At 61.5% G+C, this 23,469-nt stretch carries 25 protein-coding genes; 8 read left to right on the top strand and 17 right to left on the bottom strand.

Going from position 1 to position 23,469, the window contains the following annotated elements:
• Positions 1-379: 379 nt before the first annotated feature.
• The 5 genes from NFX52_RS11185 to NFX52_RS11165 form a co-directional block, all read right to left on the bottom strand.
• Complete coding sequence (locus NFX52_RS11185) at positions 380-1,537, bottom strand: Shedu immune nuclease family protein (protein WP_055397932.1); 1,158 nt, start codon at positions 1,535-1,537, stop codon at positions 380-382.
• A gap of 149 nt (positions 1,538-1,686) precedes the next feature.
• The gene (locus tag NFX52_RS11180; protein WP_055397929.1) at positions 1,687-1,896 is read right to left on the bottom strand and encodes a hypothetical protein; all 210 of its coding nucleotides are present in this window, start codon (positions 1,894-1,896) and stop codon (positions 1,687-1,689) included.
• A 32-nt stretch (positions 1,897-1,928) separates the two neighbouring features.
• Complete coding sequence (locus NFX52_RS11175; RefSeq protein ID WP_238385587.1) at positions 1,929-2,423, bottom strand: hypothetical protein; 495 nt, start codon at positions 2,421-2,423, stop codon at positions 1,929-1,931.
• Positions 2,424-2,502: 79 nt separating this feature from the next.
• Complete coding sequence (locus tag NFX52_RS11170; protein WP_055397925.1) at positions 2,503-2,853, bottom strand: hypothetical protein; 351 nt, start codon at positions 2,851-2,853, stop codon at positions 2,503-2,505.
• The gene (locus tag NFX52_RS11165) at positions 2,853-3,749 is read right to left on the bottom strand and encodes a LysR family transcriptional regulator (protein ID WP_055397923.1); all 897 of its coding nucleotides are present in this window, start codon (positions 3,747-3,749) and stop codon (positions 2,853-2,855) included. The genes NFX52_RS11170 and NFX52_RS11165 overlap by 1 nt, the downstream gene beginning before the upstream one ends.
• Positions 3,750-3,851: 102 nt before the next feature.
• On the opposite strand from NFX52_RS11165, the gene NFX52_RS11160 reads away from it, so the two are divergent.
• Both NFX52_RS11160 and NFX52_RS11155 read left to right on the top strand, forming a co-directional pair.
• Positions 3,852-4,619: an SDR family NAD(P)-dependent oxidoreductase gene (locus tag NFX52_RS11160; protein ID WP_082437419.1), complete on the top strand. Its 768-nt coding sequence runs from the start codon at positions 3,852-3,854 to the stop codon at positions 4,617-4,619.
• A gap of 49 nt (positions 4,620-4,668) precedes the next feature.
• Positions 4,669-5,265, top strand: coding sequence for a nucleotidyltransferase family protein (locus NFX52_RS11155; RefSeq protein WP_055397921.1), 597 nt, complete (start codon positions 4,669-4,671; stop codon positions 5,263-5,265).
• Between the two features lie 92 nt (positions 5,266-5,357).
• Here NFX52_RS11155 and NFX52_RS11150 read toward each other — a convergent pair whose 3' ends face one another.
• Complete coding sequence (locus tag NFX52_RS11150; protein ID WP_055397918.1) at positions 5,358-5,885, bottom strand: superoxide dismutase family protein; 528 nt, start codon at positions 5,883-5,885, stop codon at positions 5,358-5,360.
• Positions 5,886-5,987: 102 nt separating this feature from the next.
• On the bottom strand, positions 5,988-6,581 hold the full coding sequence (locus NFX52_RS11145) for a gamma-glutamylcyclotransferase (protein ID WP_055397916.1): 594 nt from the start codon (positions 6,579-6,581) through the stop codon (positions 5,988-5,990).
• A gap of 112 nt (positions 6,582-6,693) precedes the next feature.
• Here NFX52_RS11145 and NFX52_RS11140 point away from each other — a divergent pair, with 112 nt between their 5' ends.
• Positions 6,694-7,209 (top strand): OmpA family protein, encoded by a 516-nt coding sequence (locus tag NFX52_RS11140; protein WP_055397915.1) that lies wholly within the window; start codon positions 6,694-6,696, stop codon positions 7,207-7,209.
• A gap of 129 nt (positions 7,210-7,338) precedes the next feature.
• On the opposite strand, the gene gloA is transcribed toward NFX52_RS11140, so the two are convergent.
• Both gloA and NFX52_RS11130 read right to left on the bottom strand, forming a co-directional pair.
• Entirely contained in the window at positions 7,339-7,752 is a 414-nt protein-coding gene (gene gloA, locus NFX52_RS11135) for a lactoylglutathione lyase (protein ID WP_055397913.1), read from the bottom strand.
• Complete coding sequence (locus tag NFX52_RS11130; protein WP_156358704.1) at positions 7,749-8,300, bottom strand: PaaI family thioesterase; 552 nt, start codon at positions 8,298-8,300, stop codon at positions 7,749-7,751. Before NFX52_RS11130 ends, gloA begins: the two co-directional genes overlap by 4 nt.
• Positions 8,301-8,374: 74 nt before the next feature.
• On the opposite strand from NFX52_RS11130, the gene NFX52_RS11125 reads away from it, so the two are divergent.
• Genes NFX52_RS11125 through NFX52_RS11110 form a run of 4 tightly spaced genes read left to right on the top strand, consistent with a single transcriptional unit; the run spans position 8,375 to position 12,055 of the window.
• A complete protein-coding gene (locus tag NFX52_RS11125; RefSeq protein WP_055397911.1) occupies positions 8,375-8,854 on the top strand; it encodes a MarR family winged helix-turn-helix transcriptional regulator in 480 nt (159 codons plus the stop codon).
• Positions 8,844-10,103, top strand: a complete 1,260-nt coding sequence (locus tag NFX52_RS11120) for an MFS transporter (protein WP_055397909.1) — start codon at positions 8,844-8,846, stop codon at positions 10,101-10,103. Before NFX52_RS11125 ends, NFX52_RS11120 begins: the two co-directional genes overlap by 11 nt.
• 40 nt (positions 10,104-10,143) lie before the next feature.
• Entirely contained in the window at positions 10,144-10,647 is a 504-nt protein-coding gene (locus tag NFX52_RS11115) for a MaoC family dehydratase (protein WP_055397907.1), read from the top strand.
• Positions 10,631-12,055 (top strand): MATE family efflux transporter, encoded by a 1,425-nt coding sequence (locus NFX52_RS11110; protein WP_207401859.1) that lies wholly within the window; start codon positions 10,631-10,633, stop codon positions 12,053-12,055. Before NFX52_RS11115 ends, NFX52_RS11110 begins: the two co-directional genes overlap by 17 nt.
• A gap of 75 nt (positions 12,056-12,130) precedes the next feature.
• Here the strand turns inward: NFX52_RS11110 and NFX52_RS11105 are convergent, their stop codons facing one another.
• From NFX52_RS11105 to NFX52_RS11070, 8 genes are all read right to left on the bottom strand, one after another.
• Entirely contained in the window at positions 12,131-12,931 is an 801-nt protein-coding gene (locus NFX52_RS11105; protein ID WP_055397900.1) for an SDR family NAD(P)-dependent oxidoreductase, read from the bottom strand.
• A gap of 142 nt (positions 12,932-13,073) precedes the next feature.
• Positions 13,074-15,458 (bottom strand): EAL domain-containing protein, encoded by a 2,385-nt coding sequence (locus tag NFX52_RS11100; protein ID WP_252635641.1) that lies wholly within the window; start codon positions 15,456-15,458, stop codon positions 13,074-13,076.
• A gap of 191 nt (positions 15,459-15,649) precedes the next feature.
• Positions 15,650-16,183 carry a response regulator gene (locus NFX52_RS11095; protein WP_055397897.1) on the bottom strand — a complete coding sequence of 178 codons (534 nt, stop codon included), beginning with the start codon at positions 16,181-16,183 and terminating at the stop codon, positions 15,650-15,652.
• Positions 16,184-16,200: 17 nt separating this feature from the next.
• Positions 16,201-17,544: a response regulator c-di-GMP phosphodiesterase, NosR family gene (gene nosR, locus NFX52_RS11090; protein ID WP_082437417.1), complete on the bottom strand. Its 1,344-nt coding sequence runs from the start codon at positions 17,542-17,544 to the stop codon at positions 16,201-16,203.
• A gap of 3 nt (positions 17,545-17,547) precedes the next feature.
• Complete coding sequence (locus tag NFX52_RS11085; RefSeq protein WP_238385586.1) at positions 17,548-18,501, bottom strand: ATP-binding protein; 954 nt, start codon at positions 18,499-18,501, stop codon at positions 17,548-17,550.
• Between the two features lie 12 nt (positions 18,502-18,513).
• On the bottom strand, positions 18,514-19,356 hold the full coding sequence (locus tag NFX52_RS11080; RefSeq protein ID WP_055397893.1) for an HDOD domain-containing protein: 843 nt from the start codon (positions 19,354-19,356) through the stop codon (positions 18,514-18,516).
• Positions 19,353-19,682 carry a hypothetical protein gene (locus tag NFX52_RS11075; RefSeq protein ID WP_055397891.1) on the bottom strand — a complete coding sequence of 110 codons (330 nt, stop codon included), beginning with the start codon at positions 19,680-19,682 and terminating at the stop codon, positions 19,353-19,355. The genes NFX52_RS11080 and NFX52_RS11075 overlap by 4 nt, the downstream gene beginning before the upstream one ends.
• 15 nt (positions 19,683-19,697) lie before the next feature.
• Entirely contained in the window at positions 19,698-22,628 is a 2,931-nt protein-coding gene (locus tag NFX52_RS11070) for an EAL domain-containing protein (protein WP_082437416.1), read from the bottom strand.
• Positions 22,629-23,133: 505 nt separating this feature from the next.
• Here NFX52_RS11070 and NFX52_RS11065 point away from each other — a divergent pair.
• A partial coding sequence (locus tag NFX52_RS11065) for a putative pterin-binding protein (RefSeq protein WP_353848478.1) occupies positions 23,134-23,469 on the top strand: 336 nt, incomplete at its 3' end.

The following is a 23,469-nucleotide window of genomic DNA, read 5'->3' as shown; positions in this document are numbered from 1 at the left end:
ACGCGTTGCTCAAGAGGCTGGACAAAGCCATCGGTAAGTTCTACGACGGCGGGGACGCGGTTGACGAGATCAACGGCTGCTGAAGGGAGCCGACATCGCCGTCAAGGTGGCATGGCTGGCCGCTTACGGGCAAGACGCCGCGAGAGTTGCCGTTTAAGTTGGCTTGATAAAGCTTGTTGGAATGAGAGCGCCGGGTTTGGAAAAGCCCGGCGCTTTTTTGTTGCTCATTCGGTGGCACCAGTTCAGCGCGCGGGTCATTGCTCTGTTGGTGTTTGGTGAGCGGCTTTTGGCCTAATTCAAGCGGTGGTGAATGTGGTGGATAGGTCCTCCCGGCCTGTCCAGAAGCTGAAGAGGCAGGTGTATGGAGCTGTCCAGTTCATCATGGCTGTGCGGACTCCACGATGAACTTGCTCCGCTCGTACAGTTCATCAAAGGTCATGATGTCCATTCCAGTGATGCTCGTACGATAAAGCTCAAACGAACGCAGCTTGTCTTGGTTAACACCATGCTCGCCCATGAACTCATTGAGGGAGCCAATCACGATGAACGCACGCGGCTTGAAATTGAAAACATCTTCACCCGTGGGATTCCCATCGTCGTCCACCATGCGCTGCATGCCATGAAGCTTGTGCATGGCTATCGCAACGGTAGCTTGGACTTGAGCGACCGCGCCTGCCATCTCTTTGGATGGTGCCCAGCAACCTGCTCGATAGGCATCAGACTCAAGCAGTCTAGTGTTGTGGTGCTTGATCTCCGCGAAGCAAAGGGAGTTGATGATTCCTCTGGTCTTCAGGACAGCATCTGCTCGCTTGCCTCTGTTGAGAAGGTCGTAGCCCTGAACAAACTGCTCAAGCTTTCGCTCTTCAAACCCGGTGACATAAAAGTAGCTCAGCCCGTAGCCAAACACCCATGGATTCTTCTCAAAGTAGGCTTGCCAAAGTGGCTCGTCTCCCTTGATGGATTTCTGCTTCTTGCACAGTTCAAAAAATTCTGGATCGCTCAGGAGTTGAGAGAACACGCCAAGCTGCTTCTTGCGATAGCCCAAAGCGACGATGTCATCCTTGGTAACTTCGGACTTGAGCGCTTCAAGGAACACTTCCTGGTTGTCATGAAACAAGGTCGCAGCCTGAGCCTTGGAGAGCACCAGCCGATGCAACTCGGTGTCTGTGATGTTGACTGCGCCTGTGTGCTTGAACTCCACCTCCGCAATGTCGTTGAGAAAGCCCAGAAGCCTTGGGATCTCGCTGTCAACAAATGAGAAGTTCGTGCGATGGGGCTGTCCGTTGTTGCCGTTGAACTGCTGGAGTGTCAACACAGTGAGCTTGCGGTCATCCTCAAGAAACTTAGCAACGATCTCGGTTCTTGCTGTTGGAGTGCGACGAAGGACAACCTCCTTCTTCACCTTGGCGTAGTAGGCACCCTCGGAATCGATTACTTTGGATGCAATGCGAAGAGGCCCGTTCAGCGTCGGGACCTGCGGGCTAATGTAGGTCTTACCCGTCAGTTTGTTGCGATGGATTTCCTCTTCGTTTGCCATAATTGCCGCCTTATTCTTGTCCTATAAATTGCTCGGTGCCGCCGTCATATCGATTCTGTTTTCAGTTTGCGAATTATTTTATTTTGACGATCAGGGCCCGTTGTGCGCAGCCTCCAATGGTGGGTGTTACGCCGTAGGCTTGGCGGTGCTTAATCTTTGAGGTTCACCCCCAGAATTTCCAGCTTTTTCGCAAACGAGTCCCTCCGTTTTGCTGCTTTTGCCGCGGTTTCGGTGGCGGCTTGGATGGCCTTAGGCCCTTTATTCGCAGCCGCTTTGATCAGTCCGAACTTGTGAGCGGCTTCTGCCTCAGCTCGCTTGAACGTGGCAATCAGTTCAGCATGCGCAATGGATGGATTCACAATGGATCCCCTATCAATCAGCGTCGTTACTCTTAGATTTTGACGTTGGCGCGAAGCAAGGCTGTTCGCAATTCGCGAGTGGCAGGTTTGGAAACATCCACCTTTTGAACCGCCAGGTCGAACGATGAGCCTGGCTTGATGCTGGTTGGCAGTATCTTTTTTGCTGGAAGCTTGACAGGGTACGTACCTTTGCCTGGACACATGCGAACGGAAAACCCGAATTCTTCGAGTACGCCTTTCGCATACAACTCCGCTAATTGTTGAAACGTCACGAAGGTTGACCGTTTCACGTCTTTGAGTCCTGGCTGGCTGACGTCACGAACGAGTTCGAATTTGCCAAGTGAGTCGCGCTGTGTATCGGTAAAAGGATGCAGCAAGAAAGTCTGACGAACGCCATCCTTTTTGGACACCAAAGTGTGCTCGACGGCGATATCGGTTAACAGCATATTTTTTCTAGCTCCGCGAGCTGCAGTTTGCACGGCCACATCAGCCGACGTACCACCCAAAGTCGCAGATTTTGTTTTCAAACCCCGTCACCGGGGAGCCAATGCCCCTTGGAATGCGAAGTGCTCGATGCGGGCAAAAATCACCCGGAGGGCGAGGACTTTAACTGAAGGGCCGCCAATGGCCGATCCCTATTGCGCGGCAAACAGACCGCTTCGGGTCGAAAACTGCTGGCCAATGGAAATCGAGCCCAAGTCCGAAATCAGCATGAAGCCGTCCGTCGCGCAGCAGGTCGCTGAAGTAGCGCACATGGGTGGTCAGGTCTGGGTAGCGCCAGGCGTGCTGGGCGCCTTGCTCGGCCGCAAAGTGGAAGTCGCTGGTTACGCCATCGGGGTAGGTTTGCAGGGTGGCAAAGCGGTATTGGCTTTCGTAGCGCCGCATCAGCGGGTTGGAGAATGATTCGCGCGCGCGGTCATACGCCGCGCCCCCCCAGCTTGCGCCGTGGCTGCCCATCAACCCTGCCGCTGCGCGGCTTTGACCATCTCGATAAACGCCGCCAACGTGGCCGTGGGCAGCTTGCGGCTGGGGTAGTACAGATAGAAACCCGGAATCGACGGGCACCAGTCGTCCAGCACGCTGACCAAGGCGCCGCTAGCCAGGGCCGCGCGGGCGTAGGGCTCGTACATGTAGGCAAAGCCCACACCGGCCAGCGCCGCCTGGAGCATGAGCGGCATTTCGCCCACCGTCAGGCGGCCTTCAACGTCCACCGCGACCTTCTCTCCGGCTTTTTCGAACTCCCACGCGTAGCGCGCGCCGCTGGGAAACCGGATGCGCACGCAGGGCAGGGTGAGCAGGTCGCGGGGCGTGTGCGGGGTGCCTACGAGCTGGAGCAACGCGGGCGCACCCACCACCATCAGGCGCTGGGCGGGCCCCAGGGGCAGGGCCACCATGTCCTGCTGCAGGCTTTCGCCATAGCGCACACCGGCATCGAAGGCCCCTGCCACGATGTCCACAAAACCGTCGTCCAGCACCAGCTCCACCTCAGCCTTGGGGTGGCGGGTCAGAAACTCGGCCACCAAGGGGCCCAACACCAGCTCGCCCGCCGGGCGGGGGGCATTGATGCGCAGCAGGCCCTGTGGGGTGTCGCGAAAGTCGTTGATGCCGTCAATGGCGGCGGCGATGTCCTGCAGCGCCGGGCCCACGCGGTCCAGCAGCTGGCGCCCCGCGGGGGTGAGGGCCACGCTGCGGGTGGTGCGGCTGAACATGCGCACGCCCAGCCGTTCTTCGATGGAGCGCACGGCATGGCTCACGGCCGAGGCGGACAGGTCCAGCTCTTGCGCGGCCATGCGAAAGCTGAGGTGCCGGGCCACGGTGCTGAGGAGTTTGAGATCGGCCAGGTCCAAGTTCATTAGTGAATCATATTCACCAACCAATCCATTTTTTGGCTATTTATGCGTGATGAATGCGTCAATAAGCTAGCCGCTGATTTGCACAACCCAAGGAGAAACAACATGCAAAACAGCGAATGGAATCTGGCCGGCAAGGCCATCCTGGTAACGGGCGCGTCGTCTGGCATTGGCGCGGCCACGGCCGTGGCCCTGGGGCGCCAGGGCGCCCGTGTGGTGCTGGCCGCGCGCCGCGTGGCCGACTGCGAAGCCGTGCCCGAGCAGGTGCGGGCTGCAGGCGGGGAGGCCTGGGTCACGCCCGTGGACGTGACGGACGAGACCAGCGTGCAGCGTTGTGTCGAGGCCACCGTAAAGCGCTTCGGTCGGCTGGACGGCGCTTTCAACAACGCGGGGGCGCTGGGCACGGGCGCGCCGCTGCACACGCTGGCAGCGGCCGATGTGCAGGCGGTGTTGCAGGCCAATGTGATGGGCATCTTCCACGCCATGAAGCACCAAATTGCGGCCATGCTGACCACCGGTGGCGGTGCCATCGTGAACAACCTGTCGATCTCGTCCGGAGTGGCGTTTGCGGGCATCTCGGCCTACACCGCCAGCAAACACGCGGCGCTGGGACTGACGCGCAACGCTGCGCTGGAATATTTTCAGCAGGGCATCCGAGTGAACGCCGTGAGCCCGGGGCCCACCATCACGCCCATGGCGCTGGCGGGTTTTGGCAGCGAGGACAACATGCGCGCCGCCCTGCAGGCATCGCCCGCAGGGCGCCCCGCGCGGCCCGAGGACATGGCCGGGCCGGTGCTGTTTTTGCTGTCGGAAGCGGCCCGCTACGTGAGCGGGCACAACCTGGTGGTGGATGGCGGCTATACGCTGGCTTGAGTCAGCTTGGGCAGGGCAGGGCGAAGCCGTTGGCTTAGCATGGCGCGATATGCCTACTCAGCCCACCACCGCCCCTTGTTCCACCACGACTCCGCCCGGCCTGCCCGTGGTGCTGGTGCTGGCCTCCGGCCGGGGCGATCGGTTTGTAGCATCGGGCGGGCAGGTGCACAAGCTGCGCGCATTGCTGGCGGGGGTGTCGGTGCTGGAGCACACGCTGGCCGCCGTGCGCGCCAGCGGGCTGGCCTGGCACCTGGAGGATGTGGGCCATCCGGGCATGGGCGATTCGATTGCGGCGGCGGTGCGGGCCACGTCCCATGCAGCAGGCTGGCTGGTGTTGCCGGGAGATCTGCCTCTGGTGCGGCCTGACACCCTGCAAATGCTGGCCCAGGCCGTGGCGAAGAGGGCGGTGACGGTGCCGTTCTTTCACGGCGAGCGCGGCCACCCCGTTGGATTTGCTGCGCAGTGCTTGCCGGATCTGCTGGCCCTGTCGGGCGAGCAAGGGGCCGCCCGCGTGGTGCGCAAGTTTGCTGAGCAAGGGCAGGTGCAAACCCTGGCGGTGGAGGACGAGGGCACGGTGACGGACATTGACACCGTGCAGGATCTGGCGCGCGCCGAACGCCTCCTTGCCAGCCGTCCACCGGCCTGATCTGCCAAAAACCAAACCCGCCGGCCATCTCTGGCGGGCGGGTTGCGGGGGAGGGGCGGTTCAGGCCCAGGAGCCCGTAGCAGCCTCTTTGTTTATGACTTGGCGGCAATGACCGCACAGGCCAGACGGGGACCGGCATTGCCAGTGGGCTGGGTTTTGTAATCGTCCGGGTCGCGGTGCACGATCAGGCCCTTGCCGACGATGTCATTGGCCGTGCTGCCGACGCGGATCGTGCGCGACTCAAAGCTGAAACTGGCCACGCCATTGGCATCGGCCTTGAGGCTGGGCAGGTCGCCCGTGTGGTGGTCGCCCATGCCGTGGTGGCCGTGGGATTTGCCGCCGGGGTTGAAGTGGCCGCCGGTGCTCATGCCGTCGCCGCTGCTGCAGTCGCCTTTTTCATGCACATGAAAACCGTGCTCGGCATTGGGTTTGAGGCCGGAGATGGTGCCTGACACCTTCACCACGTCGCCCGACTGCACGAATGTGACCGTGCCAGCGGTGGTGTTGCCGCGCGTGGGTTCGAGTTTGGCGGTGGCCGTGGGGCCGGTGGAATAAGCGGCGCAGCCCGCCAAGGCCAGCGCCGCGACGGATGACAGGACAAAAGCGAAACGGATCTTCATGACTCAATCTCCTTGGAACAACAATGAAACCACCCGGTGCTGAACCTGGCGCCGAGGTGCAGTCTCCCCGTCGGGCCCATGCGCGTCCAGCAAAGATGTGCACTATGCCTCTTTTTGGGCCAGCGCAATCAAACGGGCCAGGGCCCGGTCATGGATGCCGTGCCTGCGCAGCTCGTCATACGTGGCCTGGGCGTAGTCCCGCGTGGAGCCATAGCGCCCACAGGCCTGCTCAAAAATACGGCAGTACTCGTGGTCGGGCAGCTCGCCCGTGTGGTTGGGGCTTTTGCGCGACAGGGTGAAGGCCAGCGCGCGCACCGGGCCGTGCGGGGTGTGGCACGCGAGCCAGCGCGGGTCGTACACAGCGGTGATCATCTCTCGCTGCCACAGGTTGATCATGACCTGCCGCGCATGTGCCTTGTCCACGCGGAACACCATGCCCCGGCAGCTGCCGCCCGACAACATGCCGAACACTAGGCCCGGGCATTCGGGCGTGCCCCGGTTGATGCGACTCCACATCTTGAGCGCCCGGTGCCAGCCATGCACCTTGGCGGGGCGGCGCTCGGCATAGTCGAAGTCCGGGCGCCAGATGAGCGAGCCGTAGCCAAAGATCCACAGGTCTTCGTGACCACCCCATTCGTTCAGGGCGCGCTCCAGCATGGGGGCCGGATCTCGCAGCGGGGCGGGCAGGTTCGTCATGGGTTCACTCTACAATCGAAAGCTTTGCTTTAACGCTCTGGGGACTTGTGTTTGCAGGTTTCGCCACGGCCCCAGCATCCATTCTTTTTCTCAATCACTGCAGGAATCTCCAATGTCTAGTTCTGACGACGATAGCCAACAACGTTTTGCCCTGGGTTTCCTGTTCGCACTCATTGCGCTGGTGATCTCGGTGGTGGTCGGCACCGTGGTGGTCAAGCGCGTGGGCACTTCGGGTGCCGCCAAGCCTGCTGCGACGGCTTTGGCAGACAGCGCACCCGCCGCATCGGTCGTGTTGGAAGAAGCCAGCGTGCGTGTGGAAGACGGTGTGGTGAAGTTCTACTTTGCCACCGCCAAGGCAGAACTGGCCCCTGGCGCCGACGAAGTCCTGGCTGATGTGGTCAAGGGTGTGGCCGAGGGCAAGAAGGCTGTGATCTCGGGCTTTCACGACGCCACGGGTGACGCAGCCCTGAACGCCGAGCTGGCCAAGCAGCGCGCCTTTGCGGTGCGCGATGCGCTCAAGGCCCTGGGCGTGGCGGAAGACAAGATCGAGCTGAAGAAGCCTGAGGAAACCACCGCCACCGGCACCAACGCCGAAGCGCGCCGCGTGGAAGTGGCACTGGGCGCTTGAGGCCTGCGTAATGACCTGCAGCAGGTCGCTCCATAAAAAAACCCGGCAGTGCCGGGTTTTTTACTGAGTCAAATTTTCCTCTAGCGCTTATCCATCATGCGCCAGTAGCTATATATTTGATAGTGATGATTAACGCAAACCTGCGCCACCAGCCCCCTCGGTGCGCTGGATCAATTCAATCTTGTAGCCATCCGGGTCGGTCACAAACGCGATCACCGTCGTGCCGCCTTTGACCGGGCCCGCTTCGCGTGTCACGTTGCCGCCCGAGACCTTGATCTTCTCGCACGCAGCGTAAGCATCCGGAACACCCAGGGCGATGTGGCCATAGGCGGTGCCCATCTCATAGCTTTCCACGCCCCAGTTGTAGGTCAGCTCGATCTCGGCCTGGCCGGGGTTGCCGCCTTCGAAACCGAGGAAGGCCAGCGAGTATTTGTACTCGGGGTTCTCGGACTGGCGCAGCAGCTGCATGCCCAGAACGTTGGTGTAGAAATCAATCGAGCGTTGAAGATTGCCAACGCGCAGCATCGTGTGGAGGAATTTCATGCCTTCGATTGTGCAGGCATGTCAAAAACCAGGCAGGTGGTGGTGGCGTGGGCATACAGCGTGCCGTCCGGCCCCACCAGGCGCGCTTCGGCGGTGGCCAGCTGGCGCCCGCTGTGGATCACCCGGCCTTCGGCGCGCACACGCTGCACCTTGGGCGTAATGGCCTTGACCAGGTTGATGCCCAGCTCGGCCGTGGTGTAGCCGCGCCCGGGCTCCATGCGCGTGTGCACGGCGCAGCCCAGGGCGGAGTCGAGCAGGGTGGCAAACCAGCCGCCGTGCACGGTGCCCATGGGGTTCAGGTGCTCGGCGCGGGGCGTGCCCTGGAAGATGGCCGTGCCTTCGCCCACTTCCACGATCAAAAAGTCCAGCGTCTTGGCGATGGCGGCGTAGGGCAGTTCGCCGCGCAGCATGGCCTGCATCTGCTGCAGGCCGTTCAGATGGGCGATCTGCTCGCGCCGGGCCACGCCAGGGCCGGGTCCTGCGTCCAAGGTGGCGAGGATGTCGCGCTCTTGTGCAAGCCAGTGTTCCAGTTGGTTGTGCTGTGTCATGGGGGTGTCCGGGTTGTTGGCGGGGTTGAAATGCATGAGTTGCATATGCAATTATTGCAGATACAATTAAATCCATGCAAGCCGAACCAACCACTCTGGCCCCCGTGCTGCCACGGGGCTGCACCAACTTCAAGCTGCGCCAGCTGATGCGCCGTGTGGCCAGCCACTATGACGCCGAAATGGCGAAGTGCGGGCTCAAGACCACGCAGTATTCGCTGCTGTCGCACGTGCTCACGCTGGGGCCTATCCGCCCGGGCGACCTAGCGGTAGCCATGAAGATGGATGCGTCCACGCTGACGCGTAACCTGCGCCCTCTGGTGGATGCAGGGTGGGTCACGTTGGAGGCGGGCGCCGACGCTCGCAGCCGCCTTGTACACATCACGGACACCGGACGCGACAAGCGCGCCGAGGCTCAGCGCCACTGGAAAGCTGCGCAATTGGCGCTGAATGAAACGCTGGGCGTGGAACGCGTGATGGCGCTGCATGCGCTGGTGGACGACTCTCTCGATTTGCTGGCGGCGCTGCCAGCGCAGGAGGCCGGTCATGACGAATAACAATGCCCCTCAAGCCAAAACCACGTCTACGGCGCCGCTGGCCCTGTGGCTCGTGCTGCTGGCCGCCGCTGGCGCCTTTGCACTCACCATGGGCACGCGTCAGACCATGGGCCTGTTCCTGTCGGCGCTCAACACCTCCACGGCATTGGGCATTGGCAGCATCAGCCTGGCCTTTGCGTTTGGCCAGCTGTGGTGGGGGCTGACGCAGCCGTTTGCAGGGGCTGTGGCCGACCGCATTGGCACGGGCCGTGTGATCCTGCTGGGCGTGGCGCTGGTGGCGCTGGGCACTTTCATCACTCCGTACATGACGACCACGGCAGGGCTGATTTTTGCGATTGGCGTGCTGGCCGCAGGCGGCGCGGGCATGGCCGGGCCGTCGGTGCTGATGGCGGCCACGGCGCGGCTGGTGCCCGCCAGCAAGCGCGGGCTGGCCAGTGGCATCGTGAACGCGGGGGGATCGTTCGGGCAGTTTGTGATGGCGCCCATTGCCATCAGCCTGACCGCTGCCGTGGGCTGGGCCAGTGCCATGCAGTGGCTGGGCGTGCTGGTGCTGCTGGCGCTGCCTGCGGTGTGGGTGCTCAAGGGCAATTCCAACGCGCTGGCGGCGCAGGCTGCCGCTGCATCGGGCCAGAAGGCACTGACCGCGCGCGAGGCCATTGGCCAGGCGCTGGCAACGCCCAGCTACCGGTACCTTGCGGTGGGCTTCTTGGTATGCGGGTTTCACGTCGCCTTCCTGGCCACGCACCTGCCTGGGGTGATTGCGGCCTGCGGATTGGCGCCCGAGGTGGGCGGCTGGGCGCTGGCTGTCATCGGGCTGTTCAACATTGTCGGCAGCCTGGCCATGGGCTGGGCGGTAGGGCGCTGGCGCATGAAGTCGCTGTTGGCGCTGCTGTACGCCACGCGCGGCCTGGCGGTGCTGGTCTTCTTGTTCGCACCCAAGACACCCATGGTGGTGCTGATCTTCGCCGCCGTGATGGGTGTGACGTTCCTCTCCACCGTGCCACCCACCGCCGGGCTGGTGGCCAAGATGTTCGGCACGGCCAACATGGCCATGCTGTTCGGCATCGTGATGCTGTCGCACCAGGTTGGCGGATTTTTTGGCGCCTACCTGGGCGGCACCGTGTTCCAGGCCACGGGCAGCTATGACTGGGTCTGGTACATCGACATCGTGCTGGCGGTGGGTGCGGCACTGATCAATCTGCCCATCCGCGAGGCGCGATTGGCGCGCCCTGCGGCCTCCGCCGCCTGAGCCCACAAGGCATCCATCCTCTTGAATGAAAGCCAATGACATGACGGACACCCACGCCCGCAGCGCCTCCATGGCAGGAAAATCTCCGATCTATCTGGACGACCTGGCCGTGGGCGACCTGTTCAAAAGTGGCGAACACGCCATGGATGAAGCGCAGATCACCAGCTTTGCCGCCCAGTTCGACCCGCAGCCGTTTCATCTGGATGACGCCGCCGCGCGTGACACGCTGTTTGGCGGCTTGGCCGCCAGCGGCTGGCACACGGCGGCCGTGACCATGCGCCTGCAGGTGACCAGCGGACTGCCCATTGCGGGCGGCATCATCGGGGCGGGGGGCGAGCTGAGCTGGCCCCGGCCCACGCGCGCCACCGATGTGCTGCATGTGGTGAGCGAAGTGGTGCAGATACAGCCCTCCAAGTCCAAGCCCGATCGCGGCATGGTCACGGTGCGCAGTGAGACCCGCAACCAGCATGGCGATGTGCTGCAGCTGTCTACCGTGCGCATCGTGGTGCCGCGCAGGCCTGCGGCCGATGGTGCAGGGGCTTGATGTGACCGATGCACTGAACCCCCGCACCCGCATGCTGCTGGAGGCGCCCATCGCCCCCACGCTGCTGCGCCTGGCCGCACCCAATGTGCTGGTGATGCTGGCGCAAGCGGGTGTCGGGCTCATCGAGACCTACTTTGTCGGCAAGCTGGGCACCGATGCGCTGGCGGGCATGGCGCTGGTATTCCCGGTCGTCATGCTGATGCAGATGACCTCGGCGGGCGCCATGGGCGGCGGCATTGCGTCGGCCATTGCGCGTGCCTTGGGCGCTCGGCGACGGGATGATGCCGACGCCCTGGTGCTGCACTCCTTGGTCATCGCAGCGGTGTTCTCGCTGATCTTTACAGTCGGCGTGGTGGGAGGAGGGCGCTGGCTCTACACCCGCATGGGCGGCACCGGCGGCGCGCTGGATGCGGCGCTGGTCTATTCCAACTGGGTGTTTGCGGGCGCGTTTCTGGTGTGGCTGTTCAACACGCTTTCGGCCGTCATTCGGGGCACGGGCAACATGGCCGTGCCTGCCTATGTCACGGTGCTGGGCGCCTTCGTGCTGGTGCCGCTGTCACCGTTGTTGATCTTTGGCTGGGGCCCCGTGCCCGGCCTGGGCATTGCCGGCGGGGCCATTGCGCTGATGGCGTACTACCTGATCGGCAGCGTGGTGCTGGCAGCGTATTTGTGGTCGCCGCGCAGCCTGCTGCGGCCATCGTTGGCGCACATCCGGTTTCGCTGGGTGCTGTTCAAGGACATCCTGCGGGTCGGGTTGGTGGGCACCGTGTCGACCGTGGCCACCAATGTGGCGATTGGGGTGACCACCGCGCTGGTCGGCGGTTTTGGCACGGCGGCCATTGCCGGGTATGGCACCGCATCGCGGCTTGAGTACCTGCTGGTGCCACTGGTATTTGGCCTGGGCGCGCCGCTGGTGGCCATGGTCGGCACCTGCATCGGCGCGGGCCAGCGCGAGCGCGCCCTGCGCGCCACCTGGATCGGCGCGGCCATGGCTTTTGTAATGGCCGAGGCGATTGGTCTGTGGGCGGCGGCCTTTCCCCATGCGTGGCTGTCGCTTTTCAACAGCGACCCCGCGATGCTGGAGGCGGGCGCGCTGTATCTGCGCACCGTCGGCCCCGTATACGGCTTTTTCGGCCTGGGCCTGGTGCTGTACTTTGCCTCGCAAGGTGCAGGGCGCCTCCTCTGGCCCGTCATCGGCAACATCACGCGCCTGGCGGTGGCCGTGACTGGCGGCTGGCTGGCGCTGCGCTGGGGTGGTGGTTTGGCGGCGGTGTTTGCCGCACAAGGCGTGGCGCTGGTGCTGTACGGCGTGGTCAACGCCTGGGCGATTGCAGGTGGCGCCTGGTTCGGTCCGGTCGGTTGGCCACGCAGCATGGCGGGCCTGCTGCGGCGCATGCCACAGGCGTAGAAATATAGCCAGAATTGCTGCTAGCGCTTACCCATCAAGCGCTAGCAGCTATCAATTTGGTAGTATTTCGTTGAATCAGACCGGAACGGTGTAGTTCAGCGTCATGCGGCCACCATCCACGGTCACGATCTCGCCGGTCACATAGCTGGCGGCGTCGCTGGCCAGCCAGGCCACCACATCGGCAATCTCCGATGGCTCGCCCAACCGCTTCATGGGGGTGCGGCTCATGATCTTCTGCTTGGCCTCATCGCTGGTCAGCACGGCCTTGGCGGCCAGCTCGGTGGCGATGGTGCCGGGCGCCACAGCGTTCACGCGGATGTTCCTGTCGGCCAGCGCCAGCGCCATCACGCGCGTGAGCTGGTTCACGCCGCCTTTGCTCACGTTGTAGCTCGCTATATTGGGAATGGTCAGCACACCGTTGACCGAGCTCATGTTGACAATGGAGCCGCCACCCGAAGCCACCATGGCCCGCGCTACGGCCTGCCCGACGAGGAACGAGCCCTTGAGGTTGACCCGCAGCACGGCATCAAAGTCGGCCTCGGTCACTTCCAGAAAGTCCGCCGCGCGGAAGATGCCCGCGTTGTTCACCAGCACGTTGATGCGTCCGTGGGCGGCTAGCACCTGGGCGACCAGCGCATCCACCTGCGCCTTGTCGCCTACGTCGCAGCGCACATACAGCGCGCCCAGTTCCGCAGCCAGGGCCTGGCCGCGTGCATCGTCCACATCCACGATCACCGGTTTGGCGCCTTCAACTGCAAACCGGCGGACGCAGGCTTCACCAATGCCTTGCGCGCCACCGGTAACGATGCAGACGCGACCTGTGTGGCCAAAGTGGATGGAAGACCGGAGGGATGGGGCAGGGCTGGTAGGATTCATGGGCATGGATGGTAGCGGCTGGGGGAGGAGGGTGGAGCCAGAAACCGGCAGTAGCTCCGATTTGCTGCCAGTTCGCGGGCCCGAGGACAATCAATGCCTGTGCTTGCTTTCTGCGGGGTTTGCAAGGAAGCGCCGCAGACCGTCAGCGCACCGGCTGCGGGGCACCGACCCACTCCGGCGGCGGCTGCCACGCCCGGATCCAGCGGATCAGATCCGGCAGCGGCATCGGCCTGGCAATGCCATAGCCCTGCAGGCCATCGCACCCCAGATCGCGCAGTGCCCCGGCATGGGCCGTGGTCTCCACACCTTCCGCCACCACGGTGCGGTTGAACGCATGGGCCAGGCTCACGATGCCGCGCACCAGGGCACGATCGCGCTCGTTGTCGAGCATCTCGCGCACGAAGGACTGGTCGATCTTCACGATCTGTGCGGGCAGGCGTTGCAGATAGGTGAGCGATGAGTAGCCCGTGCCGAAGTCGTCGATGGAGCATTGCACACCCAGCTCGTCCAGCCCCTGGATGACATAGGCCACGGCCGAGAGGTCGTTGAAGGTTTCGGTTTCCAGCAACTCGACCTCCAGAAAGGGCTGGGGCAAGGATGGGTGCCGCTTGAGCAGTCGCGCGACTTCCTGCTGAAACCGGCTGTCGATCAGTGTGGGCACTGCGATGTTGATGCTCAAGGGCAGGGGACAGCCCTGAGTGACGAGCGTGTGCCCGGCTTTGAATGCAGCGTCCAGCACCCAATAGTCCAGTTTGCCGGAAGCAGGGGTGCCCACAATGTCATCCATAAACGCACCCGGCGCCAGCAGCCCCCGCTCGGGATGGTGCCACCGGATCAAGGATTCGGCACCAATCACCTGCCCATCCGAGATTCTGACCTTGGGCTGAAAAAACAGCTCCATCTCGCCTTGCAGCAGGGCGTCCTCGACCAGCTTGGCCGCGTGCCTGCGCGCTTGCAGCCGCTGGCCCTGCTGGATGTCGAACACCGCGATCCGGTCCTTGCCTTGTTCCTTGGCCGCATACAGCGCCAGGTCTGCATGGCGCAGCAGACCGTCAGCGTCCCCCAGGTCATCGGGATAGAACGTGACCCCGGCGCTGCAGGTCAGGCGCAGTTGCACATTGTCCAGAACGGCCGTCCGCGCGAGCGACTGGCGCAGGCCCTCGAGCCGCTGCAGGGCGGCCTCGGTGTGCGCGCAGTCTTTCAGTGTCACGGCGAATTCATCGCCGCCAATGCGGCCAATGAGGTTGTCTGGTCCCGCCTCGGCCCGCAGGCGCTGCGCAAATACCCGAAGGAACTGGTCCGCCAGGGGCTGCCCCCATTGCTCGTTGAGGTCCTTGAACTGGTCGATGTCCAGCAAACACAGGGCCAGGATGCCATTGGTTTCGATGCGTTTCTGGAGGGTCGCATTCAGCTCCTTGGCAAAAAGGCGGCGGCTGGACAGGCCGGTGAGGGCGTCGTAGTTGCCAAACTGCTGCAGGGCCTGCTCCAGGCGGCGCTGCTCGGTCACATCCTTGCCCACAGAGACCCATTTGCGCACGACGCCGTCCGGGTCCTTGATGCCTTCGATGGTGACCTCCGAGACAAAGGCTTCTCCATTTTTGCGGCGCCTGACCAGTTCGCCATGCCATCGGCCGTCTCGCTCAATGGCCTGCGCGACGCGGCGCAGGAATGTGGATTCGCCCCCTTCGTCGAGGCGCAGGACGGCAGATGACTTGCCAATCAGCTCCTCGCGCGAGTAGCCCAGCACGTTGCTGTAGGTCGGGTTGACATCCAGCACGGTGCCGTCTGGTTGCACGATGGCGATCGTGTCCTTGCTGTTGACGAACACGCTGGCGGCCTGCCGCGCTTCGGCCAGCATGGTCTTCAAGGTCTCGGCTGTCTGCTCCAGGGTCTCTTCGCGCTGGTTGAGTTTTTGCGTGTTGTCCAGTAGGAACCCCAGCAGCACCGTGCCGATGGGGTAGATCACCACCACAGCCATCCAGGAGCGCGTCGTGACTGCTCGCGCAATCTCTGGCGGCAAGGTCTGTATCGCCAGCATGCCGCCGGCCGCCAGGCTCAAGCCGAGTCCGATTAGCCAGACCCCATCGGAAAAGGCTCCAAAACGCTGCGGAGAAAAGTAAGGCCTGTGGCGCTGCCAGAGCCACCCGATGCCCGTGGTCAAAACAATGCCGACCATGGCCGGGCCGCTGCCGATGCCGCCCAGGCTGAGCCGGTAGGCGCCGAGCACCACAGCGCACAGCACAGCACCCAGCGGCGACAGATAGGCGCCGGCCAGGCCCGCCATCACCAACCTGGCGTCAACGATCACGCCTTCGGCCAGCCGCAAAGGCACGAGCATGGTCAGGATGCCGATGACTCCGAACATGAGCCCTGTGATCCAGGGCAACCATCGTTGCCGCGCCTTCCTGATGCCCAGGTCGGGATGGCGCAGGCCACTCAGGACAATGCTGTACAGCGCGGCCAGAAAACACAGCAGGCCCGCGTTCATTCCCATGTCCCGAATCAAAGACGTGGTGTCGATGTTCATGGCGCCTTCTCGTGCGATTGGTGGGCCATCATAAGGAATGGCACGGTCCGATGTGACGCTATCTTTAAAATAGATACGATGTATATTATGTTAAATAACAAATATTCTATCCATAGTCTTTTGGCAGACTTCCCGGTTCTGCAATCCAGCGTCCTGGCACCACGACGCTGCCCAGCACAAAAGGCGTAACGCTAGTTCTCGGGGCCCAAAACCTCTCCATTGGGGCCCCAGGTCACCTGTGTCAATCCGGGTTCCATGGCTTCCAATCGACGGCGCTCCATCTCCGTTGCACTAAGCTGCCCCAATTCATGCCGCCCCACGTCGGCAAGTTCACTTTCATGGCGCAGTTGATCCGCTCTCTCCAGGGCTGAGCGGACGTGACCAAGCAGGTCTTTTTCATCCCAGGGTTTCAACAGATAACGAAAGACTTCTGCGTCATTGACGGCTCGCATCAGGTTCTCCGAATCGGACGACGCGCTTAAAACCATCCGGACTGCCTTGGGCTGAATGGTTCGCACCAGACCCAGAAACTCCACGCCAGTCATGAGCGGCATCCTAAAGTCCGAGATCACCACGTCAAAGGCGGTCTCTCTCAGTCTGGCCAAGGCAACTTCCGGATCTACGGTCTCTTCAATGCGGAGATCAGAGCCAAGTCCCGCCCGCAGACTGCGCTTGATTGCAGCCAAGACGTGGTGTTCATCATCGAGCAAGAGAATTCTCTGCATGGCTGGCTCCCTCTCCGTTACGGTTTTATGGGCAAGATCATTTCCACATCGTCCCGCCCTTCGCGCAATCGCAACCGCTTGATCAATTCGGCGGTGAGCACGTGATCGGCGGCAAGCAACACGGCGCCTTCGCTGGACAGCAGATCGCGCGCCAAGATCATGCCGGGTTGAAGTTGTATCGTTCGCAGCATGCGCGGCGGAGCGTCTGCAACGGGCGCAGCCTTCAGGAGCATCTGCAGGAACACATCCACCACTTCGGGATGAAACTGGGTTCCCCTGCCCCTGGCAATCATTGATCGTGCATCTGCAGCACTCAGGGGGGTGGAGCTGAGATGGCCGATCTGCAGATCATCGTAGGTATCTGCCACAGCGAGGATGCAGGCTCCCATTGGAATCATCTCCCCGACCAGGCCATCTGGATATCCGAGCCCATCGTGCCGCTCGTGGTGGCTGCGGATGATGTTGGACACCGTGTGCATGTCATCCAGCGCCATCAGTGCCTGCTCTCCCAGCACGGCATGCCGTCGGTATTGCGCAGTTTCTTCATCGGAAAGCTTGGGAACGGGTTTGGCCAGCAAGGTGTCAGGCAAGGCAATCTGCCCAATGTCATGCATGAGCCCTGCGATGAACGCGTCCTGTTGATCCGCTTCCGCCATGTTCATGGCCCGTGCGGTGCGACGGGCCAGATCCGCCACACGGCGCGAGTGGCCGGAGAGTTGCCCACCTCGCCACTCCATGAGGTTGGAAAACACCTTGATGGAGGTAAGGTAGTTTTTCTTGATTTTTTGACTGAGCTGGAGCAACTCGCTGGTGCGCGCCGCGACCTTTTCCTCCAGGGTTTCATTCAATTCCATCAAGGCCTGGTTTTTGGCCCTGAGCAGTTCTTCCAACCGGGTTTTTTCGTCTTCCAGGGCATGCCGCTCAAAAATCTGGTGAGCCGTGGCAAGCACCTCACCGTCATCCCACGGCTTGGTGATGTACCGATAGACTTCCCCGCTGTTGATGGCCGCGATGGTTGACCCAATGTCAGCGTAGCCTGTGAGCAGTACGCGCGTCGTTTTGGGCCATCGCACCCGTATCTGCTCCAGTAACTGGGCCCCGCTCATGCCGGGCATTCTCATGTCGGAGAAGACCAGATCCACAGGCTCTTGCTCCAGGTGCGCAATGGCTTGGGCACCACTCGTGGCCGTTGTCACCTGGTATCCGCTGCCACGAAACAGCCGCCTGAGCGAGGCCACAATGTTGGGCTCGTCGTCCACGCACAGAATGCGCCAGACGCGCATACCACTGACCTGCAGGCTGGCGCCCTCCTCTTGCAAAGCCGCCCCTGACAAGGCGGTGACGTCGATAGGGGAATTCACACCTCAAACCTCCTGGGGGTGCTGAATCGGCAGCGTGACACGAAAACGAGTCCCAACCCCCTGCTCGCTGAACACGTCAATGCTGCCAAAGTGCTTCTTGACGATGCCATAGGAAAGAGACAGTCCGAGTCCGGTCCCTTTGCCCACCGCTTTGGTGGTAAAGAACGGGTCGAAAATTCTTCCCAGATTCTCTTTGGCAATGCCTTCGCCGGTATCCTGTATTTCCACCCACACCCGGCTGTCGTCAGCGCCCGTGCTGATGGTGATGACGCCCCTGTCTGCCTGGATGGCGTGCGCAGCGTTGACCAGGAGGTTCATGAAAACCTGATTGAGTTCAGAGGGAAGGCACTCGATATCCGGGAGTTCACCGTACGCCTTGACGACCTCCGCCTTGTATTTGATTTCGTTGTTGACGATGTTCAGTGTGGAATCAATGCCATGGTGCAAATCGGCCAGAACCCACTTCTGCGAGGTGTCCACCCGGGAGAAGTCCTTCAGGTTCTGGACAATATTGCGCACCCGCGTGATGCCGTCTTTCGACTCTGCCATCAACGACGGGATGTCCTCCTTCAGAAAGTCCAGTTCTATCTTTTCGCGCAGAGCCCTCAGACGGGCTGCTGCCGGAGTGCCTGCCAATGCGGGCTCGGCCTCTTCATAGGCAGCGAGCATCTGAAAAAGATCACCCAGATAGCGTTCGAGAGTCCCGAAATTAGAGAATATGAATCCAATCGGATTGTTGATTTCGTGGGCCACCCCGGCAGCCAGTTGCCCGATGGAGGCCATTTTTTCCGACTGCATGAGCTTGTCCTGTGCATCCGAAAGTTTGGCATTCAGTTGCATCAGCTCCTCATTGGAGCGCAGCAGTTCCTTGACCCGGTCTGCCGTGACATCGGCGGCAGAGAGCGGCGAGGATGTCGTGTTTGCGGACTCAGCCAATAGCGGATCGTGAGAACTCATGTCAACCCTCCTTCAGGCCAGCAACGCGTGACAGACGACGTCGTGTTGTTCAGCAACGGTGTCAAAAACTTCCCGGTAGTCCTTCTCACCCAGCGCGAGCCTGCCCCAGGCATCCAGTGACAGCAGCGGCACCATGTCATCTTCCTGGTGCGAAAGATCGAGGCCGTGGGCAATGTTGTCAGCAACATGGACGAGATCCATGAGCCCTTTGCCAGCATGGGACCGAGGCCGGTGATGGCATGCGATGGCTGCGACGATCTCTGGGGCAAAGTGCCAATGCTCAGCGATGAGGCCGCCGACCTCTGCGTGGTCAACACCAAATTGATGCTGTTCTGCAACGTGCATGAAACAGTCATGTTCTGTCCGATATGCAATGGCCTGGGCATATTCCTCCTCATAGGAGCTGACCAGAACCAAGCGCCCAATGTCATGCAACAGCCCCAACGTAAACGCGGCGTCTTCGTCCAATCGGGTGCGCTGCGCCAGGGCCCGGCAGGTAAGCGCCGTACCGATGGAATGGCACCAGAACGCATCGAAGTCGAAGCCTTGGCAGCGCGACTTGGCAAACCCGCTGACAAGGCCTGCGGCCGTTGCCACGCCGCGCAATGTGCGCAGCCCCAGGATTGCCGTAGCCTCAGTGATCGAAGTGACCTGACGCGGCAACCCGTAGAAGGAAGAATTCGCAAGTCGAAGGGTTTTCGCGGCAATGGCCTGGTCGTGCGATATCTTTATGGCCAGTTGCTCCGCCGAAACATCGCTGTCGCCAAAGGACTGGATCAACTCCAGCACGACTGCTGGCAAGGCAGGCAATCCGTGCACGCTGTGCAAGATTGCATCCGCAGTGAGTTGCTTCATGGCCTCTCCTCAAGCCGGTGCCTCAAAATCATGTGCAGCAAAGGGTTGAGCTGCCCTGCCCGCAGGGCAGGCCTGAACAAATGCAGCAAACGCTGTTCCGTCAGTACGCGTTGCTCAACCGGATCCACTTTTCCATTGCGCTGTGCTAGCTCCTCGGGGGCATTCACAAAAATCGTGTCGATACCTCGATGCTGCAAGTTGTTGAGAATTTCGCGCGTGACAGGCGTCCCCTCTGGCAACAGAAGTTGCGCATGGGCATCCAGTACGGGCTGCGCTAAAAGTAGTCCCTCCGGAACCCGTTCAGTGGTGGTAGCAAGAGCTTGCATGGGCGCGCATAGAGTTCAAGCCGCACTGCCTGGCACCAAGACCAGCAATCGACCTCGTGAGTGATTTTCTCCTCCGATGGAGCGGCATACAACGCGAAACGTCTCTCCGGCGAGTTGCACATCGTGGTAGCTCTGATCGGCGGCTCGCCATACATGGCGCAGATCTGCCGGTAGCACGTCGTCCGCATCCTGTCCCAACAACGCGGTGGTCCTTCCAAACAGTGCCTCTGCATCTGCATTCACAAATGCCACCATACCCTCCAGGTCCACCCCAATGACCGCCGCAGGAATATGATCCAAGACCTCCCGTGCGACGCTCAGGCTACTCTCTTCGCGGTGAATTTGCTCACGTTGATTCGTTAGCAACTGTTGCAAACGGTCGTTCACGGCAGTGAGTTCTTCGTTGGCTCGCAGAACTGCGCTCGCCAGCCGCCGATTCTCATCGGCCATTCCCTTTTGGGAGAACGCTTCCGCCACATGCCCGCGAAGCCGCTCGTCATCCCATGGTTTTGTGAGGAACTTGTAGATAGCCCCTTCATTGATCGCATCGGTGATGGACTGAAGCTCCGTGTAACCAGACAGCACCATTCGTACGGTGTCTGGATACAGCTCCTTGGCCCGGCGCAGGAACTCCACCCCCGTCATACCGGGCATCCGCTGGTCCGAGACAATCACATCCACCGAGTTTTCGGCCAGCCTTTGCAAACCTTGCGCCCCGCTGTTGGCCGTCACGATGTGATAGCCATCCCGACGCAGCAATCTGCGCAACGCAGAAACGATGCTGTCTTCGTCATCGACGAGCAACAAGGTACGTTGTTGGGCGCGGCGCAATAACAAGTGCTCAGGCAAGGCCTTGCTTTCACGCAACAGGGAACCCATGGCGTCGGCCGTTAGCAGTCCGCTGAAATAGTGCCCTTGCATCTGGTCACAGCCGTTGGCGATGAGCAACGCCAGTTGCCCCTCGGTCTCAACACCTTCTGCCAACACTCTCATCTGCAGGCTGTGCGCCATGTTGATGATCGCGCGCGTGATGGACACGTCTTGAGAAGCTGCCGTGACGTCGTGGACAAACGAGCGGTCTACCTTCACAACGTCAATGGGCAGTGTGCGCAGGTAGCTCAGGCTGGAATAGCCGGTGCCAAAATCATCCAGCGAAATCTCGATGCCCAGGGTCTTGAGGTCGCCCAGAATCCGCGCGATGCGAGTGCTTTCTCCCATGAGCGCACCCTCGGTGATCTCCAGCCCCAGCAACCTTGGATCAAGGCCGGTTTCGATGAGGATCTTTTCTATCTTCTGAGCCAGATCGGGTTGTTGAAGCTGGCGAGCCGACAGGTTGACGGCAACCCGGCACATGGGATGACCAGCGCGCTGCCATTCCAGCGCCTGGAGACAGGCGGTGCGCAGAACCCATTCACCGATCGGCACGATCAGGCCGGTTTCTTCAGCGGCCCGGATATAGCTGGACCGGGAAATTAATGCGCCATCGGGGGATTTCCATTCAAGGAATGCCTCGGCACCAATGATGGCCCCGCTGACCAATTCGAGTTTGGGCTGAAAATGCAGTTCAAACTCGTTGCGCTCCAAAGCTCGACGCAATCCCGACTCCATGACAAGCCTGGAGATCGCCTTGGAATGCATGCCCGAACTGAAAACGCAGATTTGGTTCTTGCCCAGCTCATGGGCGCGATACATCGCCGCTTGCGCTTGCTGGAGCAGTTTTTCAGGATCATCCCCGTGCACGGGGTAAAGGGATATTCCGATATCGCAGGTCACCTTGATCTCGTTGTCGCCAATGGCAACTGGAAGGGACAGCGCATCTACCAATGAGGCGGCGGTGCCCCGTGCCATGGCCTCATCCACAGACTCCTCCCGTGCCAGCACCAGGGAAAACTCGCCGCTACCAAAGTGCGCCAGCAGATCGTCCTGGGAAACCTGGGGCTGGAGCCGTCTGCCGACCTCCATGAGCAACTGGTCCCCAGCTGCGTGGCCCAGTGATTCACTGACAAGCTTGAGTCTGTCAATCTCAACGCTCAGGACTGCAATGTGCCGCCCTCCCCGCGCGGCCTCGCGCATTTTGGTATCAAGGTATTCCGTCAGCGCGTTGCGGTTCGGCAGTCCGGTGATTTCGTCGGTATTCGCGAGCTTGTCCAGTTTCTGTTCGGCCGCCCGCTGTAGCGTGATGTCCTGCAGGAGTGTGACCGTCCTGATCACCTTTCCGCCTTCATCGGCCTCGGCAAGGACTCGGTGCAGCACCGTGCGCAAGCTGCCGTCGGTGTGAACAATACGGTGCTGGAACTCACAGACGTCGTCGGGGGAAACGCCCTCGCTGATGGCCTGAACATAGGGGCGCTCTACCGGAGGTACGCGCGCCAGCAGCCAGTCTGTGCCGGGGGGCGTCTCGGTGAGCGGGACTCCCAAGATGGCATGCATGCCCGACGACAGGGTGACCGTCCCGGACACCAAGTCCACCTCCGCAGAGCCAATGCGTGCAAGCTCTTCAGCGTTGCGAAACAGCTGAACACGCTGCTGCGCGTACCGCGTGGCCGCCTGGATTGCACTGACGTCATGCAACGTGACCAGGTCCGCTGCTTGCGCCGACAGAAAAATGCGCACGCCCCAGACCTGGGCGCTGAACCGCTCGCCGTTCTTGCGCAGGCATTCGACCTCATAGGCTTTGCCTGGGACCCCCGCTACCCGGGCGTTCGTCTGCTCCCGCACCATGTCCCGGTGCTCGGGCACGCACAGCAGCATGGGATCCATGCCTCTGAGCATCTCTTCCTTGGAGTATCCGAAAAGCTCCAGGAGCTTGGGATTCACAAAAAGGAACCGCCCCTTCTGAATCACAAAGACGGCCGCCTGCACCTGATCTACCAACAGCCGGTAGTCGGGTTCAGAAAGTGCCATTTCCTGTTCAAACGGCCGGTCTTCAGTATCGAAACTACCCATGGTGAGATGCCTTGCCAACACGGAAATGATGCGACCACGTCATGCGATGCAGGGCTGTGCGGTTCATTGAGGACCTCTGTGGCCTCACTACCGACGGCGCTGCATTGCGCAGACAGAGTGCCAATGCTTGCAGAGCTTTCGTGAGCCCATGCACCTCCCTCCCGAATGATTGGCGCAGGCGACAAACCTGCTCTGGAATATCGGAACTGCTACCCACTGTACTTATCCCCTTTGAGCTTGTCACGGCCTTGCAGCGAGTGCACAGGCAGGGTATGTCCTGCTATGCCGTGTGAGCGCAGCCCTGGTATGGGTACTCATCTGCGTCGCTGGCGCATCACAAGACCCATGCTGCTAGAAAACGATTTACATTTTGGGCAACTGTCTGCAAGACTGTTGCAAAAGGGGGAGCGTTATGCATACGAGTCTTTCAGGGGCACGCGTTGCCTTGTGGCTGGGAATCGCAGTTATCGCGGTCGCTGCGGCGACGCTGCCCCAGGCCCGCGCTTTGGACAAACCCACCGGCACGGTCGTTCTGACCATCGACGGCGCGATCAGCCAGACCAACAACGGCTCGCAAGCCCAGTTCGACATGGCCATGCTAGAGAAGCTGCCGCAGCACAGCTTCTCCACCCAGACCCCCTGGTACCCCAGCGCCGTCACTTTCACTGGCCCCCTGCTGCGCGATGTGCTGGCGGCCGTGGGCGCCAAGGGCAAGAACATCACAGCGGTGGCGCTCAACGACTACAAGACGGAAATCCCCATCGACGATGCCACGCGCCACGACGTGATCGTTGCCCGGCTCATGAACAACCGCCCCATGCGTGTGCGCGAAAAGGGGCCG

The sequence above is a fragment of the Acidovorax facilis genome (assembly GCF_023913775.1).
Classification (GTDB): Bacteria; Pseudomonadota; Gammaproteobacteria; order Burkholderiales; family Burkholderiaceae_C; genus Acidovorax; species Acidovorax facilis.
Note: the sequence above shows the minus strand (reverse complement) of the source record. Positions and strands in the feature narration are given on the sequence as shown.